The 17,237-nt window shown below is 55.7% G+C and carries 15 protein-coding genes; all 15 read right to left on the bottom strand.

From position 1 onward, the window contains the following. Nucleotides 1–10: 10 nt before the first annotated feature. The gene (locus tag PLU72_17655) at nt 11–985 is read right to left on the bottom strand and encodes an ABC transporter ATP-binding protein (GenBank protein HOT30006.1); all 975 of its coding nucleotides are present in this window, start codon (nt 983–985) and stop codon (nt 11–13) included. A gap of 6 nt (nt 986–991) precedes the next feature. After that, nucleotides 992–2,734, bottom strand: coding sequence for an ABC transporter substrate-binding protein (locus PLU72_17650; GenBank protein ID HOT30005.1), 1,743 nt, complete (start codon nt 2,732–2,734; stop codon nt 992–994). Between the two features lie 32 nt (nt 2,735–2,766). Then, a complete protein-coding gene (locus PLU72_17645; GenBank protein HOT30004.1) occupies nt 2,767–5,520 on the bottom strand; it encodes a hypothetical protein in 2,754 nt (917 codons plus the stop codon). A gap of 6 nt (nt 5,521–5,526) precedes the next feature. Next, nucleotides 5,527–6,369 carry a prepilin-type N-terminal cleavage/methylation domain-containing protein gene (locus PLU72_17640; GenBank protein HOT30003.1) on the bottom strand — a complete coding sequence of 281 codons (843 nt, stop codon included), beginning with the start codon at nt 6,367–6,369 and terminating at the stop codon, nt 5,527–5,529. Nucleotides 6,370–6,407: 38 nt separating this feature from the next. Beyond that, a complete protein-coding gene (locus PLU72_17635; protein HOT30002.1) occupies nt 6,408–7,181 on the bottom strand; it encodes a prepilin-type N-terminal cleavage/methylation domain-containing protein in 774 nt (257 codons plus the stop codon). A 341-nt stretch (nt 7,182–7,522) separates the two neighbouring features. Continuing rightward, on the bottom strand, nt 7,523–7,906 hold the full coding sequence (locus PLU72_17630) for a prepilin-type N-terminal cleavage/methylation domain-containing protein (protein HOT30001.1): 384 nt from the start codon (nt 7,904–7,906) through the stop codon (nt 7,523–7,525). 98 nt (nt 7,907–8,004) lie between these two features. Then, nucleotides 8,005–8,694, bottom strand: a complete 690-nt coding sequence (locus tag PLU72_17625) for a type II secretion system protein GspG (GenBank protein HOT30000.1) — start codon at nt 8,692–8,694, stop codon at nt 8,005–8,007. Nucleotides 8,695–8,752: 58 nt separating this feature from the next. Beyond that, a complete protein-coding gene (locus tag PLU72_17620; protein HOT29999.1) occupies nt 8,753–9,517 on the bottom strand; it encodes a prepilin-type N-terminal cleavage/methylation domain-containing protein in 765 nt (254 codons plus the stop codon). 28 nt (nt 9,518–9,545) lie between these two features. Continuing rightward, complete coding sequence (locus PLU72_17615) at nt 9,546–10,289, bottom strand: prepilin-type N-terminal cleavage/methylation domain-containing protein (GenBank protein ID HOT29998.1); 744 nt, start codon at nt 10,287–10,289, stop codon at nt 9,546–9,548. A 32-nt stretch (nt 10,290–10,321) separates the two neighbouring features. Next, complete coding sequence (locus PLU72_17610; GenBank protein ID HOT29997.1) at nt 10,322–11,086, bottom strand: prepilin-type N-terminal cleavage/methylation domain-containing protein; 765 nt, start codon at nt 11,084–11,086, stop codon at nt 10,322–10,324. 335 nt (nt 11,087–11,421) lie between these two features. Further along, complete coding sequence (locus tag PLU72_17605) at nt 11,422–12,207, bottom strand: type II secretion system protein GspG (GenBank protein ID HOT29996.1); 786 nt, start codon at nt 12,205–12,207, stop codon at nt 11,422–11,424. Between the two features lie 29 nt (nt 12,208–12,236). After that, nucleotides 12,237–14,339 carry a hypothetical protein gene (locus tag PLU72_17600; GenBank protein HOT29995.1) on the bottom strand — a complete coding sequence of 701 codons (2,103 nt, stop codon included), beginning with the start codon at nt 14,337–14,339 and terminating at the stop codon, nt 12,237–12,239. Between the two features lie 163 nt (nt 14,340–14,502). Beyond that, nucleotides 14,503–15,678 (bottom strand): type II secretion system F family protein, encoded by a 1,176-nt coding sequence (locus PLU72_17595; protein HOT29994.1) that lies wholly within the window; start codon nt 15,676–15,678, stop codon nt 14,503–14,505. A gap of 29 nt (nt 15,679–15,707) precedes the next feature. Then, entirely contained in the window at nt 15,708–16,130 is a 423-nt protein-coding gene (locus tag PLU72_17590) for a prepilin-type N-terminal cleavage/methylation domain-containing protein (protein ID HOT29993.1), read from the bottom strand. After that, the gene (locus PLU72_17585; GenBank protein HOT29992.1) at nt 16,123–17,079 is read right to left on the bottom strand and encodes a polysaccharide biosynthesis/export family protein; all 957 of its coding nucleotides are present in this window, start codon (nt 17,077–17,079) and stop codon (nt 16,123–16,125) included. The genes PLU72_17590 and PLU72_17585 overlap by 8 nt, the downstream gene beginning before the upstream one ends. Between the last annotated feature and the right edge of the window lie 158 nt (nt 17,080–17,237).

Genomic DNA, 17,237 nt, shown 5'->3' with positions numbered 1-17,237 from the left:
AAAGGAAAATTCAGCCGTTCGGAAAGAGGCAGCGCACCCGGCGGCCTGTTCCAAGCTCGGTCACTCCGGGCAATGCCTTCCGACAGTTTTCCTGCACCCTGGAACACCGATCGGAAAAAACGCAGCCGGCCGGCTTTCTGTCGGGAGCCGGCAGATGTCCTGCAATCGGCCGGGGTAGGCGCTTTTCGATGATCAATCGCGGCAAAGCCTCGATCAGCGCCGCGGTATAGGGATGCGCCGGCCGAGCCATCACGTCCTGCGTCGGCCCGGATTCCACGACGACGCCGGCATACATCACGACGAGTTCGTCGGACACGGCCCTGATGACGCCGAGATCGTGGCTGATGAACATCATCGAACTGCCGCCGGCCCGCACCTGTCGCCGAAGCTCCCCGAGAAGCTGGATCTGGAGAGCCGCGTCGAGAGCGGTGGTCGGCTCGTCGGCGATGACGAGTTCCGGCTCCATGACGAGCGCCATGGCGAGCATGGCCCGCTGGCGCATGCCTCCGCTCAGCTGATGAGGGAAGGATGAGATGAACCGCGCGGGATCGGCAAAGCCGGCCCGTTGAAGCGATCGCATGACGCGGTCCCGTATTTCCTCGCGGGTTGCCCCGGGCAGATGCGCCTGCACCGTCTCGCCGACCTGGTCGAAGAGGGTCATCAGCGGGTTCATCGCCGTCATCGGCTCCTGGAACACCATCGCCATGCGCCTGCCGCGAATCGTGCGAAACGCTTCCTCGTCGAGCGAAAGCAGGTCGAGATCATCGAACCTGATCGTCCCCGAGCGCGCGACGACAGCTGACTGCGGCAGCAACCCCATCACGCTCAGCGCAAGGACGGACTTGCCCGAACCAGACTCGCCGGCGACGCCGACGCAACAGCCCCGGGCGATTTCCAGGTTCACGCTCTGAAGCACCGGAAGAGGCCGCCCATCACTGCCGTGCAGGGTCAGCGAATAGTCAGAAACGCTCAGGATCGGGGGCATCCGCTGTCACCGGATATCGGGTGAGCCAGCCGACGCCGGAGCGTCGCTGCTTCCAACCTTCTTTTGCCAGGCAGACGGACGCATATCGATCATGCCAGCCTCGTTCTCGGGGCCTGTCAAATACGTATGCCACGCGGCCACATCCGCCGGCCTGAACAGAAATGCTCCCGGTGTGACAGCCTCGAGCCGTTCGGAAATGCTTCCGAGGTATGCCGAGGGACTCGCCTGTTCGGGCCACCGGTCGAGCTGTTCGAGAAGTCCGTCGAGTTCAAAGTCGGAAACTCCGCAATAATTCAGGGATTCGGTGATCGATGCCGTCGGGGTATGCCAAAGATCGATGGCATTCCCGGCCCGAGGCAGTTGAAACGCCAGTAGGAAACTGTCCCACGTATCGCCGACAAGCTTGGTTCCGAGAAGCTCGGACCAGCTGATCGCCTCAACCGAGGCGTCGATGCCCGCGCGTCTGAGCTGAGTGGATATTTCTTCCGCAACCAGCTTTCTGACGAGATTCTCTTCGTTGACGAGAATCTTCATGGAAAAGGGTTTCCCGTTCACATCCCTTTTTCCGTCACCGTTCAAATCTTTCAGCCCGGTTCCATCAAGCAGTCGGACGAGATCTGCCGGGGTTTGCGCGGCTTCGGGGGCGTTTTTCGTAAGATTTCCGGTTGCCGAGGCCGGGAACGGCATGTTTGCGAGCACCATTCCGTCGTAGGGAATCTTCGACCTGGCGGCCCCTTTGTCTATCCCGGCGGCAAGGGCTTTTCGGACCCGCTCCTGATCGAACGGGGGTTTCTTCAGATTGAATCCCCAGAACAGAAAACTCGGGTTCGGATAGCGATGAAATCGAGCGTCCGGAATCTGGAGTTCCTCTATTTTCGAGGCAATTTCTGACGGAACCGGTATCCAGTCGAGTCTTCCCTGCCGGAAATCATTCAGAAGCGTCTCGAACTGGGCGTGACACTTCACGAGAATCCGACGGAACGTCGGACGGGCCGTATCGGAAGCTGCCTCCCGGGTCGCCTCGAGTTCCAGGAACATCCCCCGTTTTCGGTCTGAGAGACGGTATGCCCCGAGACCGACGGGAAACTCGGAGTAGAGGACTTGGGTCGACGTTCCGGTTTCCCCGCCTGCAACCGCATCGGAGGCATTCACCCGTCGTTCGACTTTCGCCTCGGGAATGGATTTACCTTCGAGAAGGTGGGGCGGAAGAAGGCCGGCTGTCAGCAACTCGAGATACCGCCGCGACAACCCCGGAAACACGATGCGAATCCGCCGGCCGCGATCCATGGGAGCGACCTCGACAACAGCTGAAGCAAGGGCCGCATAAGGCGAGGCATTCGCGGGGTCGCGCATCGCGGCGAACGTGAATTCGAGCGCTTTCGGGTCGAACGGCGTCCCGTCATGCCACATCAGATTCTGCTTCCAGATGCCGTCGACAATAAGCCGTCCGTTTTCGTCGGGATAACTCACCCACGATGCGAAGAGGTCCCCCTCCAGACTTCCGTCGGCGGCGAATCTCAGCGGAGCGGCATGAATCAGGTTACAAATGGACCGATCGTATTCGCCATGGTGACCGATCGGTGACAGATCGCTCACGTCGCCGTACAATCCCAGCCTGAGAACGTCAGGCGAATTCCGTGAGAAATCCGCCTGAAGCCGCTCGGGAAGTTTCCGCTCTGACCGACAGCCGCCGGTGAACAGCGCAAGGAGAATCCAGGCGGCAAGGAGTGCTTTTCCGGCGACTCCCATGCCCCTCAGATGTCGCGGGGAAGCGGCGCGCGTCATTGAGAGGCACCACCGGTCGCGGGCTTCGCGTTCGGCTCGCCGGAAAGCGGCGGGAATGGAGAAGGAACGGACGGAATGGACGGGGCTTCAGCCGGTGCGGGAGCCCGTTCGGCGGTCATCGCGCCGAGTTCCTTCAGTTTCGCTTCGACGTCCGCCTTCATCCCGTCGGGAAGAACGCGGCCGCCATATATTTCTCGCAATATTTCAATGGCAGGCGCTCTGTTCCCTGCGGCCAGCAGGTCATCGGCCATCTTCCGCTGCTGGACCGTCAACGAGGCGAGAAGGGTCCTGATCTCTTCGCCCATCTGGGGCGGAAGGTCGGTGCTGCCGTAGGCTTCTTCCAGAAGCGCCCGGCCCTCGGCGGTCCGGTTGGTCCTGATCAGGAGCGAGCCGAGATCGCGCTTGTAGACGGGCTGCGTCGGGCCGAGGCTCACCGCCTTGCGCAACGCCTGTTCCGCCGTAGCCGTCTGGCCGAGGTTCGTGGCGGAAATCCCGACGATATCGAGCATCGTCGGGTCGGCGTCGTTCACCAGGGCCGAAATCGAGGCTGCCAGCGCGAGCGCTTCCGGCCATTTCTGCATCGACGCCTTGACGACGGCGAGATTCGCCGCGGCCTGTGTGACGAAGGTCGGATAGTTCATCGCGCGCGCCAGCGCCCACTCCGCCTTCGCGAAGTCGGCGAGTTCGAGAGCGATCTTGCCGGCGTAGAAGTAGTAGATGGAGCGCGCCTCGCCCGCGGTGAGATACTGGCCGAACAACGCCTCATCGAGGGCTTTTTTCCTGTCCTGCAGCAGGTGGTAGAAAATGTGCAGACGCCTGAACGTGACGGAATGATACGTCGAGCGGGCGTTGAAGTTGATGTTTTTCCAGGCCCGGTTGGCGAAATCGAGGGCTTCCTGCGGCTTGTTCTCGAGCTCGAGAATCGTCGCCATTTTCAGATACTGGTCGCCCGGGAGCGGGTCGATCTGCATCGCATTCAATAGTTCCCGCTTTGCCATCAGGACGCTTTCGGGAGAGGCTCGCTGGCCGAGATACGCTTCCGCCGCGCGAACCTTGATATCCGCCTGCCAGCTTCGCACCTCGTAGTTGATGGCGAGAAGCCCCGCCACCACACCGAGCATCCCCACCCACACCGGGGCGTTCGGAACGGTGTCAATCGTCGCGAGAGGAAGCTGCCGCGAAAAGAACACGGTCTCCGCCATCACGGGAACGAGCGCCAGAACGATGACGGCATACAACGCCGTCTCGATGCGATGGAACGGGAAGTCGGGCACGGCCGCGGTCAGTTGCGAGATCATCGCGGCCCCCAGCGTGATCAGCAGAACGTGGTCCCCGCGGAAGTCGCTTGCCCGGCCCCCCTGCATGTCGGCTTTGATCGCGTGGTAGATGCCGCCAAAGAACCGCCATACCAGCCACAACAGCAACCCGAAGCCGATGACGCCGAGTTCGGCAAGCACCTGGAGCCAGTCGTTGTGGGCCTGGCGGAAGGTAACGGCGGCGAAGGTCTCCTTGTTTTCGTCATCCAGGGTTTTGGCTTCCTGGAGGGGAAAGAAATGCTTGAACGATCCATAACCGCCGCCCACCAACCATCGGGAGATTCGCGCGGGAAGATCTCCGGTTTCCTGCGCCATGTCGATCATATTTCTCTCTTCGGCGGATCTCAGCGGCAGTTTCGGGTTATCGAGCCAGTTCCGGAAGGTGGCATACCAGACCCAGACCCGTTCGAAGGTGTTGCTGACCGTGCGGTCCATCGTAAACGTGTTCCGGATCTTCCCCCACATATCGGTGGATTTTGCGGTAACGGCCGAAACGATGAGGCCGCCCACAAGAACGCTGCCCACGATCCAGAAAAAAACCGCATGGCGCCTGACGAATTTCCAACTGCGATCGAACAGAACCAGCATGAAAAACATGAACACAACGCCGGCGATGACACCAAGCAGAGCGGCACGGCACCGGGTGATATACAGACCGTAGACCATCCATGAGAAAAGGCTGATGGAAATCGCCTTCATGGCAGGATTGCGATAATAAAAGAAAAAACCGAGCGGGAAAAATGCCGAGAACATGGCGAACGTTCCGAGATAATTCCGGTTCCCGAAGGTGGATACAATCGACGCCATGTTGTAATCTTTGCTCGCCAACTGGGGAAACAGCGGGAGATACCATGACGTGTAATCGAACTGCCCTGCCAGGATGTCATCCCGAACAAAGGAAATGCCGTTGACCGAATCGAGTTTGAAATAGAGGTTGTATGCCTCCATGATCCCGAGCGTGCTCGTCGCGATGCCGGCAATCACCATCGTCCAGATCACGCCTTCGAGTTGCCACCGCTCGCGAACGACGTTCACGATCAGGGGAAAAAGCATCAGGATCAGGAAGGTGCCCCGAAGGTCGCGGAGGGCCGACGGGACGTTGTCATTCCAAACAATGGAAAAAAGGGCAAGGCCAAAAAATCCCACCAGGGGCAGATCCAGCTTCGTACGTTTGAACTGTATCCTCCCGTTTGCAATAAATCTCAGGCAGAAAACCGCGCCCAGAAAGGCAAGAGCGATTTTTGCCGTAAACTCTTTGGGGGTGAGGAAATTTTCCGTCGTCTGCCTCGAATAGAGGAACGGCACGATCAGCGTGACAAGAATCACGCCGATGTAGATCAGCCAGTCCAGCGCGTCGAGATTTCCCCAACCTTTTGCATGGAATTCGCCTCGTTCAAACTTCGCGTTTTCGTTGTCTTCTCGGGTATGTTTCATGTTTTCTCAACGATTCTGAATGGTGACTTCCAGGCCGGGAAACTGGCCTGCCGTTCCGTTCGCCGGCCGACCGGCATAATCGACAATCCGGATATTGCTCTCCGCGACCATGACGGTGGAAGAGCCGGGGAAAAAGGTATTGTCATTCGACTCGATGATGTTCAGGTAGATATCGGTCGAACTCGCCGTCGTGATCGAAGCAATCATATTGGAAACGACAACCTCCGGTGAAAACAGCAGATCGGCGTCGACCGCCGGCGATGCGTTCGTCAACCGAACAGAGTTTGAAGCCTGAAGAGGCTTGCTGAACTCGAGCTTCAGCAGATCGCCGGGCGAAATATGGATGTTATTGTCGACATCGATCCATGTCGCTTTTTGAAGTGCGAGTGGGGGCTCGTAGTCGACAAGGATGTCATCATAGGACGCGATATGATCGGGCCCGAGACACAAAAGCTGTCCGCGATCGGGATACACTTCATACGGCCTGTTCCATGGGTCAAACGGGATATTCTGGAGATATTTCCCAAGAAGCAGTTCGAGTCGTGCCCCTTGGCCGGAAAAGCCGAACTTTCGGTCTTCAAAGGTATTGAACTTGATCAATGCTTCCTTCAAAATGTCGAGTTCATGCCGTGCCTTGGAAATTTTCGCCTCCCGGACGTAGTTCTGATAATAGGGCAACACCACACCAACCAGCACGAGGACGATGGCCACGACGACAAGCAACTCGACCAAGGTAAATGCATGTCTGTTCATGATCGGGGATGTTACCACACCTCCGATAACTCCACAATAGAACACCCTCTCGAAAAATTCAAACCAAGTCTTACCCCTCGAACGTCCCAAAAACAAAAGCGGCCCCAGTTACGGGGCCGCTTTTGTTTTGGGTATTATTGCGGTAGAATTGTTACCGGCTGAGAAGAAATACAAGCATTTGCAATCGGAGAGGAAAGATCATACAGGGTTTTATGGTCCGTCTTGATTGTTATCTTGTCGCTTCCAACCGCAAAAATGTCCGGCGTGGCGGTTGGTTTGATCTTGAGAATGACCGTTTTCGAGGCGGTTATTCTCACTGCATCGGCAGCTCCGTATTGAACAACATTGGTAATATCCCCCGTACCGATGGAGGATAACGCAAAACAGGCATTCAAGGCATTCTGAGCTGTGGCAGCATCTGTTGTGGTCAGCTCATTCGCTTTCGCCCCGGAGAGTCTTCTACTGAAAAGAAGGTGGAGTTCATCTGCAACGTTCTGCGCGTCGACAGCACCTGAGTTGTTCTTGTCGATCCACTTTACCTGGACGAGAGCCAACGGGGGCTGATAGGAAAAGATGATATTATCATCAGCATCGGTCAGGCTTCTGTCAGGTCCACCGGAGTATACGAAGCCGGAATACGTCGAAACGGCATAGGACTTGCCCCAGGGGTCGATCGGGGCCTTGTTCAGGTAGCGGCCGGTGAGAAGAGACACATCGTTGGAATTATATTCACCTTCCCGAGTTTCATATACCATCAAAGCGCGGGCGATTTCCTCAAGATCGGTTTTGGCCTTGGCCAGGCGAGCCTCTTCGACGTATGATTGGACATACGGCATTGCAGCGCCGGCAAGCACTGCGAGTATCGTGATCACGACCAAAAGCTCGATCAGGGTAAAACCACGTTTCATCATCATTCTCCTTTTGCTGGCACCGGGAAGATAGGAAACCATACAACCATTATTGATACAGAATTTTCAAAGTATCGGCACGAGCTTTGGTATTACTCTGATCAACGATCGCATTATTGGCAGCGACACTGAGCGTACTCGAACCAGGCCTGAAGTCCGGAGTAATTCCGGTGAAGGTGAAACTGGCCAGTGTCCCGCTCAGCCAATCGCCTGAGGAAAGAACGGCGCCTCCGGCGTCTGCAATCGACAATCCGGTGCTTGAAAACACGTCCCCGGAGGCGGGGCGACACACGACGATGTGAAGAGCATCACCCGTACTCAGGAGGCCGTCACCGTTGGCATCAAGATAGTAGGCCCGGGTTACAGCGAGGGCGATACTCGACGATGATTTCGTCCCCCGTACCGTCTTTTCCATCAGGGCCATACGAATAAACGGTGGAACTGGCGTTGCTGACCACGTACGCACTGCTCCAGGGATCAGGGATGTTCTTGGTGAGGAATGGGCCAACGAGGCTGGCGATGTTATCGCTCGTATAGGTCCCGAACTGAGCCTCATACAGCATGATCGCCCGCTTGATCTCATCCAGATCGGCTTTTGCGCGTCCGGACCGCGTCTGTTCGACATAGTCCTGGACATAGGGAATTGCTGCGCCAGCAAGGATTGCGATGATCGTAACCACAATTAGCAATTCGATCAACGTAAAGCCTTTATTTTTCGTGTTCATAACTCATTCTCCTGAAGAATTACCAAGGCCATGGGGAAAATCAGAAGGGATTTTGAGAAAAGCGGCCTCGCCAGAGGCCGCTTTTCAAAATCTTGATATCATTCGAAGAATATTTTCAGCCGATCCGGGCGAGCTTGTTCGAGAAAATCAGTAGCACTTTCATCCTTGATGGCATTTCCGGAACTGATCAGAAGTTTGCTTTCACTCAGGACCATATTAGATATTGTCCCCAATGTAAATTGAACCGTATAATCATTCACTCTGGTAGGGCTAGCTAATGTAGCAACAGTTCCGCTATCAGAGACAACGAGGACATTGTCGGTTCCAACAGTAGAGGCAAGGGGTCGGCACACCCTGACAGACAACACATCATTTGTGCTCGGAACACCGTCACCATCAATATCAACAAAATTCACCCGTGTGACAGCCATTCGAGGACGGAAATCGGCAGTTACGTCATCACCATTACCGGCTTCTCCATCTGGCCCCATTGAGTATACTCTTGATTTTTTATCATCAACTTTATAAGCATTTCCCCAAGGATCGGGAAGATTTCTGGTCAGAAAGGGGCCAACCAAGCTGGCAATGGTATCACTTGTATAATGGCCATACTGAACTTCATAAAGCATGAGCGCACGCTTGATTTCATCGATATCGGCCTTGGCGCGGCTGGTTCGGGTCTGGTCGACGTAGTCCTGGACGTAGGGAACTGCGGCGCCGACCAGAATAGCGATGATCGTGACGACAATCAACAGTTCAATCAGAGTGAAACCCTGTCTGCGTATCATAATATTTCCTCCTGTCAAATTACATACAAGGTCAGGAATCAACCCACCAGATACTTCGTTATTGCGGCATAATAACGGCCGGCTGGGACGAGATACAGGCATTCGGAGGATTTGCAAGATCTTTCAAAGTGTCATGGCCCGAGATAATCGTGATTGTGTCACTGCCGACGGCGAATGAATCGGCGGCACTCACCTTGAGAATGATAGTCCGAGAAGCAACGATTCTAACGTCACTCTTTCCATCAGTAACCCCACTAGCGATAACGCTCGTAATATCGCCAGTTGAAGACAACCTGAAGCATGCCTTCAATGCTTTCGGAATCTCCTCAGTATCCGGGGAGGTTAACCAATTCGCATTATCACCAGAAAGTCTGCGGCTGAACAGGAGATGCAGTTCGTCGTTAATGTTCTGGGCATCGACGGCGCCGGAGTTGTTCTTGTCGACCCATTTCACCTGGACCAGCGCCAAGGGCGGCTGGTAGGAATAGATGAGGTTGTCATCCGCATTCGTCAGCGATCTGTCCGGACCGCCGGAGTAGACATAACCGGCGGAGGTCGAAACCGCATAGGCCTTGCCCCAGGGATCGATCGGGGCCTTGTTCAGGTAGCGGCCGGTGAGAATCGAAACATCGGCGGAGTTGTATTCGCCTTCCCGGGTTTCATACACCATCAGGGCGCGGGCGATCTCTTCAAGGTCGGTTTTGGCCTTGGCGAGCCGGGCCTCTTCGACGTAGGACTGGACATACGGCATGGCGGCACCGGCCAGTACCGCGATAATTGTGATGACGACGAGAAGTTCGATGAGGGTGAAACCGCGTTTCATATAGAATGTCTCCTTTTTCTTGAGATACTTACTGAGGAAGAATGATGACGGGTTGCGACGAAATACAGAAGTTCGGCACCGCAGCCATATCGATCAGTGTTTTATGACCTTCCAGAACCTGAATCGTACTGCTTCCGACGAGGAAAGCATTCTGGCTTCCGGTTAATACTTTCAGAATAACGGTTCTGGAGGCAACCATTCTGATCGCATCACCGGTGCTGTCAACGACCGCCGGAATCGAAGCGATACTCGCTCCATCCGTGGATATGCCGAAGCACTCGCCCAGTTTGCCTGTGATCGTACTCGTGGCGCATTTGAGCTTACGACTGAAAAGGAGATGGAGCTCGTCGTTGATATTCTGCGTGTCTACGGCACCCGAATTATTCTTATCGACCCATTTCACCTGAACGAGCGCCAAGGGCGGCTGATAGGGATAGAACAGGTTGTCGTCCGCATCCTCAAAACTCCGGTCAGGACCACACGAGACAACGATTCCTTCGGCCGTGGCGACCCGATAGGCCTTGCCCCAGGGATCGATCGGAGATTTGTTCAGATATCGGCCGGTAAGAATCGACACATCACCCTGGTTGTATTCGCCTTCCCTGGTTTCATAGACAATCAACGCTCGTGCAATTTCTTCAAGGTCCGTTTTTGCCTTGGCCAGACGCGACTCTTCAACATACGACTGGACATACGGCATCGCGGCCCCGGCCAGGACAGCCAAGATCGTGATAACCACCAACAGTTCGATCAATGTAAAGCCCCGTCTCATACCCAATTCTCCTTAGGAATGTATAATTTTCTTTATTCAGCCTTGATAATAACCGGTTGGCTTGAAATGCATCTGTTCAATTGAAAGATCGAGGTATCGAAAAGCGTATTCCCGGATTTCACGGCAACGGTATCGCTTCCCGGGGTGAAAATCATGTGCGCCGCCGTGGCAAGGGGAATCATCAGGCCTTTTCCATCGGGCATCGTGGCGACTTGGTCCCAGGCGAAGAGGTTTTCGACATCGGCATCAGCAATACTGCTGAAACTGAAATTCAGGGGACTTTTCACGTCCGCCCCCGGGGCCTTGTCGTTGATGGTTCGGGAAAATGTGAGCAGGAGGTAATCCGGCGTATTCTCCGTATCGACCCGACCGGTCTGGTTGGCATCCACCCATCTGGCTCTCACCAGCGCGAGAAGAGGCTGATACATATAAAATACGTTATCATCCTGCGTTGCCGGGTTTCTGTCGGGGCCTGAGGAGTATACCGTTCCAGCATGCGTCGCCACGATAAAAGGGCGGCCCCACGGGTCAATAGGGGATCTATTCAGATACCGACCTGTGAGGAGAGAAACATCGGAGGCCATGTATACCTTTTCCCGCGTTTCGTAGATGGCTATGGCCCGACCGATTTCCTCAAGATCGGCCTTTGCTTTGCTGATCTTGCTTTCAAGGACATAGGATTGTACATACGGAAGGGCCGTTCCCGCCAGGATAGCGATGATCGCAATTACCACGAGGAGTTCTATCAGGGTGAACCCTCGGCTCCCGCCATAAACACCACCAGGGAAGAGTCTCATGAAATCCCCATTCAGGTCAGATTTAGCGCTATCTTATCATACCATCGGCAATAATCATACCGCCAAAGAATATGTATATTTTACAAATTTTCCAGAAGTTTTTTATATTTTTGTCAAAGAACTCAAAAATCTGCCTTCAGTCTTGAAATTTTACACCTTGAAATAAATCTATATTTATTTACGCAAGCCTTGTACCCGCTTTGGCGAATGGAAATTATTTTCTCGACGATCCTCTTCTGTTCTCTATAAGAAAAACCCCCGCGCGGTGACGCGAGGTATATTTACCTCAAAAGGGATATTTTCCACATAAAAATAATCTTTTTTCTTTTTTTTTACTACATTCTTCTACTTTGGATCAGAATTTCATCATGTTTGCGCAGGGGCTGTGGTTGCGGAGAGCAATCGACGATCGAATCGATGAAATCCCTGGGGCGGATCGTCGTTTCCCCGATATTAATCGAAGGAGGAACCGGGGAGGCGAAGAGGAACGAGAGAACGTTTCCCTTCGGGGGGCTCGACACGATTGCGCTTCCAAGAGCCCTTTCGGGGTAATTGGTGATGAAATCGAACACCGAAACATTCGTCATCTTCGCCGGGCGGGAAAAGAAGATATCGATCCTGTCGCCGAAATCTATGCGGATATTCCGGTTCGCGTCGACGTATTCGACCTTCGTGATGAAAAACTCCTGAGGCATATATCTTACTATTATATCATCCGAAGGAAAATTCGGTATCACGCGAATCTGCGAGTCAAGCCCGTCAGGACCGATCGAATAAACGATTCCCATATCGGCATTGTGTCGATACGGAGTTCCCCAGGGATCGAAGGGGGGTTCTTTCTCGAGGTAGGTTCCGACGAAGCTTCCCAACTCGAGAATGGTAAAGGTGGCGATTCTGAAGGGTTGTTCTTCCTTCGTATTGTACATCCTGACAGCCTTGGCCAGCTCTTCGAGATCGACCTGGGCCTTGGTGATCTTCGCCCGAAGGACATACTCCCCATACTCTCTTACGGCGATGAGAACGAGCGTAGCGATGATGATGACGGCCACCATCATCTCGATGAGGTTGAACCCACGGGCATCAAGGGGCCTGTATCCCTTTACCGGCCGACACCTCAACATGTTCAGACGCTTCATAACAACCTTCTGTCTCAGTTCCGGGTTTGAACGACGAGTTCGGACTTCTCAGGCGACGGCTCGTCGGCATCGTCGAGATTCACGAGTCGCGGTGTGACGAGCATGATCATTTCGACGTCGCTCTTCACATTTTTCGTTTTACTGGTCAGCCGCTTCAGAAGAGGAATTTTGTTTATCAGCGCGGGGCTCGAGGTATCTGTCGTGTTCTGGCTCGATATCAGACCGCCCAGGACGACCGTCTCGCCGTCCTGCACGCGGATGTAGGAGTGCGTGCTCCGGCTGTCACGCGTCGGCTGGCCATCATCATTGATCTTGACGACTTCATCGATACGGAGGTTTATATCAAGACTGATTTCGTTGTCGTGTGAAATTTCAGGCGTGACATCAAGCTGAATGCCGGTGTCGAGGTCGCGGTATTCCTTGTAGGTCTGCGGCACGTAACCCAGATACGTCGTCGACGCAACTTCATACCGGAAATACGGAACGGGAATCTTTTTCCCGATATTGATCGTCGCCTTTTTGTTGTGAACGGCCCTGATCTTGGGGCTGGACAGCACCTTCGCCTTGCCCTCGTTTTCAAGCATCACAAGGCGGGCACCAAGAGCGTAGGAGGTCGGAATTCTGGTGACGTCGGGAACATTGATATTGACGCCGTTCCCACTGTTGAGATCGATGCCCAGTTCCCTGGTGAAAGAGCGGTTCACCTCGAGAAGTTTGACTTCGATGACGGCCTGCTTCAGCTTCTCATCGACGTTTTCGATGACTTTGGCGATCAGGTCGAGATTTTCGGGCGTCTCGTAGACCGACAGGGCGTTGATGCGGTCATTGACGGCCATGTTGGCGGTATCGATCTTTTCGGAAAGCGACTTGCTGCCGGTGATCATGCTGATGACCTCGGCGGGCTTCGCGTTGACCAGCTTGAACGTCCTGTATTGCTTATTGCCGAACTTTTTCGCCTCTTCCTTGGTCATGATGATGTAGGTGTTTTCGTTGTGGGGCTTCATCACGAGATCATTCGTCGAAATGAGCAGTTCGAGAAGCTCATCCAGGCTGAGGTTCTCAACGTAGAAGTTGACGCTCTTGTCCTTCACGGACTCGTGAATGATGAGGTTGACGTTCATCATTTTCGATAGCGTTTGCAATGCATCCTTCAGGCCGAGGTCCTTGAACAGCAGTTCGCGGGCAACACGATCGGCATGCTGGCCGAGCGAAATGACCGTCAGGTCCTTGCCGCGGAGGGTATACTGGAAATTTTTCTGCAGGAGAAGGCTCTTGAGCACATCTCTCAGGGGCATGTCGACGGCATGGACCGTGAACTTCCCTTTCACGCCGCCATCGGCGAAGATGCGAAGGCCGAACTTCTGCGCCAGGGCGTCGAGAATGGTCGTCAGCTCCTGCTGTTCGAACTGGATGCTCACCTTCTGGTCGAGAAACTCCCGCTCGGCAACGGGAATCGCCGTGCGAGGAGCCTGGGGAGCAGGCCTGGCCGAAGCGACCTGGACGTTCTCTCTCGGTTGTTCGGGGGCCGTTTCAACAGCCTTTTCAGGAACGACAACCTTCCTCGGTTCGGTCGGAACGGGTTCCTGCGTCTTCAGGGAAATGGGTTCCTGCAGTTTTTCCGTGACATACCCCGCGGGTTTTTCGGGAGCGAACTCTCTCTTGGGCGGAAGCGGCGTCGGCTTCTGCGGCGTCACCAGAGGACGCTTCGGCGTTTCCCCGATCTGGTCGAGGATGAGCCGCTTGTTTTCGAGTTTCGGAACGAACGTCAGGCCCGGTTCGAACACGGCCGCGACGCGGACGATATCCGGCTGCCGGCCGATCTGGTTGATGCGAAGGAACTTGATTTTCGCGTGGGGGGCGAGAACGATCTTCGGACCGCCGGAGAAGGTGCAGTCGGGCAGATCGATTTCAAGAACATCGCTGGCAACGGCCCGCGCGGCGACATCCGAAATTTCCTGTTCTGCGAACAGGCACAGCCGCTTCTCACCCAGTTCCGTCACGGACAGGTCGGAAAGCACGCCGGCGAAGGCAGAACCGGCACTCAGGCATCCCAGCATGGAAAGACACGCGACGGCCCAACGCATCGCCGTGCGATACCGGGCCCGCTGGTTTTGCATGATCAAGCTCCTTCGATTGGGTGCGACTCCTGCTGGCAATGCAGCCTAATACACATTACCTATCGACAGCCTTTTCACGAATCCGAAGAAGCAATGAGCGAAAAAAATAAAAAAGGGCCGGGAAACATCGGTTTCCCAGCCCGTCTTTCGTCAGACGGAACCGTTACGGCATCGTCGGGCCGCCTCCACCGCCTCCGCCTCCCGATACGACCTTGGCCATTTTAAATATCGGAAGATACATAGCTACGACGATAACGCCGACGATCGTTCCAAGAACAAGGATAAACGCCGGTTCGACAAGGGCCGTCATCTGGTCGATCATGAAATTGATCTCGTCCTCGTAGAACTCGGCGACCTTTTCGAGCATGTCGTCGAGGTTACCGGTCTCTTCGCCGACCTCGATCATCTGCGTCGTCAACTCGGGCATGATGTCAACCTTCACGAGGGCTTTGGCGATCGGCTGACCGCCCTCGACGTCGCGGACGACCTGGTTGAGGGCATCGGCGAGAATGATATTCTCGACGGTCTCGATGCTGATCTTCATCGCGGTGATGATCGAAACGCCAGACTGAAAGAGCGTCGCCATGTTTCGGGAGAACATCGCGATCGCATACTTCTGCGTCAGATTTCCGATCACAGGGATTTTCAACCGCACGGAATCGAAGAAACGACGCCCGCCGGTCGTCTGATTCACTTGATAGATCACCAGGAGAATCGCCACGGTCGCCGCGATGAGGTTGAGGAAATTGTTTCCGACGAAGCTGCTGACATTGATGACCTGCTGGGTGAGCCACGGCAGCTCCTGCCCGAACTGGGCGAACAGTTTCGCGAACTGGGGAATGACGGCCAGCATCAGGAACAGCACGACGCCGGTTGCGACGAGGGTGATGACCGCCGGATACGTCATCGCCGCGAGCACCTTCCGGCGAAGTTTGATTTCGCGGTCGAGCAGCGTGCTGAGCCGATCGAGCACGTTGAAAAGCCGGCCGGACTCCTCGCCGACCCGGACAAGGTTTGTGTACAGCAGCCCGAACGTGTCTTCATTCTTGCGGAAGGCCATGTTCAGCGGGATACCGCCCTCGACGTCGTTCCGCATCTCCCAGATCATTTTGCGGAAGGGAGCCGTCTGCATCTGGCGGGCGAGCGTTCCGAGCGACCGGAGAACCGGAATACCGGCCCTCGTCAGCGTCGTGAAATACTTTGTGAAAAGGAGCCGTTCGCTGAGCGAAACCGTCCCGTAGAACGGGTTCAGATACGACAGCACCGTTCTGGGCTCGGAGCCCGGCGTGATCTCTTGTGCCGGCGATTTTTCAGGCTGGTTCTGTGCCTGCTCGACCATCTCTTATCCCCTTCGCTTCCCGTTATTCTTCAGTTGATCAGATATCCGCTGTCGACGCGCACCCTCACCGCGCGTATCAGTTTCTTGTCCGTCTTGTTCTGGGCGGCCGTCACCCAGCCGAAGGCGCCCTTATACTGGAGGAGGTTCGTCACGTTGTTGTCGGCCGGCACCTCGACTTCGATCGTCGCGCTTCCGAGCGGATAGACGAGAAGTTGTTCGGCCGACTGCGTGAGGTAGGCCGGCTTGAGCGCATCGAGATCCGCGGGGTGCTGGAGATTCGTCTGGAAATAGCGCCCGATCGCTTCCCTGACCATCTGGATGTTCTGCCTGACGACGTTCTCGCGGGCGGTCGCAAGCGAGTCCTGGTAGTAGTTGTACGACGTGGCAGCCAGCACGGCGATGATGGCCACGACGATGATCAGCTCGATCAGGGTGAAGCCGCGCCTACTCATCGCGTTTCAGCGCCAGCACCTGCTCGGCAGGCCCCTTGAAATCGATGATCTTGCGAAGCGGCTTGTAGCCGGCCATTTCCAGTTTGATCTCGCCGAACTCCTTGCGGATGTCGCGCATTCGGAAGATGCCCTGGGAGTTGGTCTTAACGCTCATGTCGTCGAGGGTCACCTTCACCCCGGGAAGCGGCTTCCCGTCACGGATATCGATGACCTTTACCGTTATCACCCCGGCCACGGTAATCCTGTCCATGACGATGCGGGCGGGGTTTCCGGCGCGCAGGAAGCGCTCGAGCGGCCCCTGCAAAATCTTGTAACCGTCGGCGATGAGAATGATGCGGCCGCTCGACTGCTCGATGAGCATCTGACCGAGACGGTTACTCTGGTAGATCTTTCCGCCGAGGAACAGGGCGGCGCTGCCGATGCCCGCGCCGTTTTTTCCGTCGACGACCTCGATGAGGCGCTTGCTTACAGGTTTGGGAGCAACGGCCTTGGGGGCCGGGGCCGCCGCGGGGGAAACCGGGGGATGTACTTCCGTCCGGGCGTCGGGAAGCGGGGCCGCAGGCGCTTCGGACGGCGCCGCTTGCGGTTCGGGGGGGGAAGACGACGGCCTCTCGCTCACGGCGGGAATCGCCGGCGGCTCGGAACGGGCCGGCGCCCTCGACGTGACGTCGATCTGCACGAGAGGCTGGCGGATATAGCCGTCGTCGAGCAGACGGGCGATTGTGCGGGCCGCTTCGTAGGGTTTCAATCCGTGAACGGGCACGGTACCGAGCAAGGGATAGGAAATGCTTCCGTCACTGCCGATCACACGCTCGACGGTGAGGTCCGGCTCGCCCTTCACCCACACCCGGATGGTATCCCCGGGAGCGAGGACATCCTGGGCGCAGACAGGCGCGGCAGACAGAACAAGCGCGGTCAGCAGCAGAAAAATCAGGCGCAGGTTATACATCTGGTTCCGTATCGGCTGATATGCTCGGAGAGATTCGGACAATGGCGACTCCCGTGTAACTTTATCTTCGGACCGGTCAAAATGCAACCGTTTCATGCTCGTTTCAGCAATTCTCAGTGAGCGGTCTGGTACGGTTTTCCGAAGGGTTTTCGTCGGGA

The sequence above is a fragment of the Candidatus Ozemobacteraceae bacterium genome (assembly GCA_035373905.1).
In the GTDB taxonomy this organism is placed as follows: Bacteria; Muiribacteriota; Ozemobacteria; order Ozemobacterales; family Ozemobacteraceae; genus MWAR01.
Note: the sequence above shows the minus strand (reverse complement) of the source record. Positions and strands in the feature narration are given on the sequence as shown.

Coding starts and splice junctions, on each gene's coding strand:
- PLU72_17655 (HOT30006.1), bottom strand. CDS start 985: ATGCCCCCGATCCTGAGCGTTTCTGACTATTCGCTGACCCTGCACGGC.
- PLU72_17650 (HOT30005.1), bottom strand. CDS start 2,734: ATGGGAGTCGCCGGAAAAGCACTCCTTGCCGCCTGGATTCTCCTTGCG.
- PLU72_17645 (HOT30004.1), bottom strand. CDS start 5,520: ATGAAACATACCCGAGAAGACAACGAAAACGCGAAGTTTGAACGAGGC.
- PLU72_17635 (HOT30002.1), bottom strand. CDS start 7,181: ATGAAACGTGGTTTTACCCTGATCGAGCTTTTGGTCGTGATCACGATA.
- PLU72_17630 (HOT30001.1), bottom strand. CDS start 7,906: ATGAACACGAAAAATAAAGGCTTTACGTTGATCGAATTGCTAATTGTG.
- PLU72_17625 (HOT30000.1), bottom strand. CDS start 8,694: ATGATACGCAGACAGGGTTTCACTCTGATTGAACTGTTGATTGTCGTC.
- PLU72_17620 (HOT29999.1), bottom strand. CDS start 9,517: ATGAAACGCGGTTTCACCCTCATCGAACTTCTCGTCGTCATCACAATT.
- PLU72_17615 (HOT29998.1), bottom strand. CDS start 10,289: ATGAGACGGGGCTTTACATTGATCGAACTGTTGGTGGTTATCACGATC.
- PLU72_17610 (HOT29997.1), bottom strand. CDS start 11,086: ATGAGACTCTTCCCTGGTGGTGTTTATGGCGGGAGCCGAGGGTTCACC.
- PLU72_17605 (HOT29996.1), bottom strand. CDS start 12,207: ATGTTGAGGTGTCGGCCGGTAAAGGGATACAGGCCCCTTGATGCCCGT.
- PLU72_17600 (HOT29995.1), bottom strand. CDS start 14,339: ATGCAAAACCAGCGGGCCCGGTATCGCACGGCGATGCGTTGGGCCGTC.
- PLU72_17595 (HOT29994.1), bottom strand. CDS start 15,678: ATGGTCGAGCAGGCACAGAACCAGCCTGAAAAATCGCCGGCACAAGAG.
- PLU72_17590 (HOT29993.1), bottom strand. CDS start 16,130: ATGAGTAGGCGCGGCTTCACCCTGATCGAGCTGATCATCGTCGTGGCC.
- PLU72_17585 (HOT29992.1), bottom strand. CDS start 17,079: ATGTATAACCTGCGCCTGATTTTTCTGCTGCTGACCGCGCTTGTTCTG.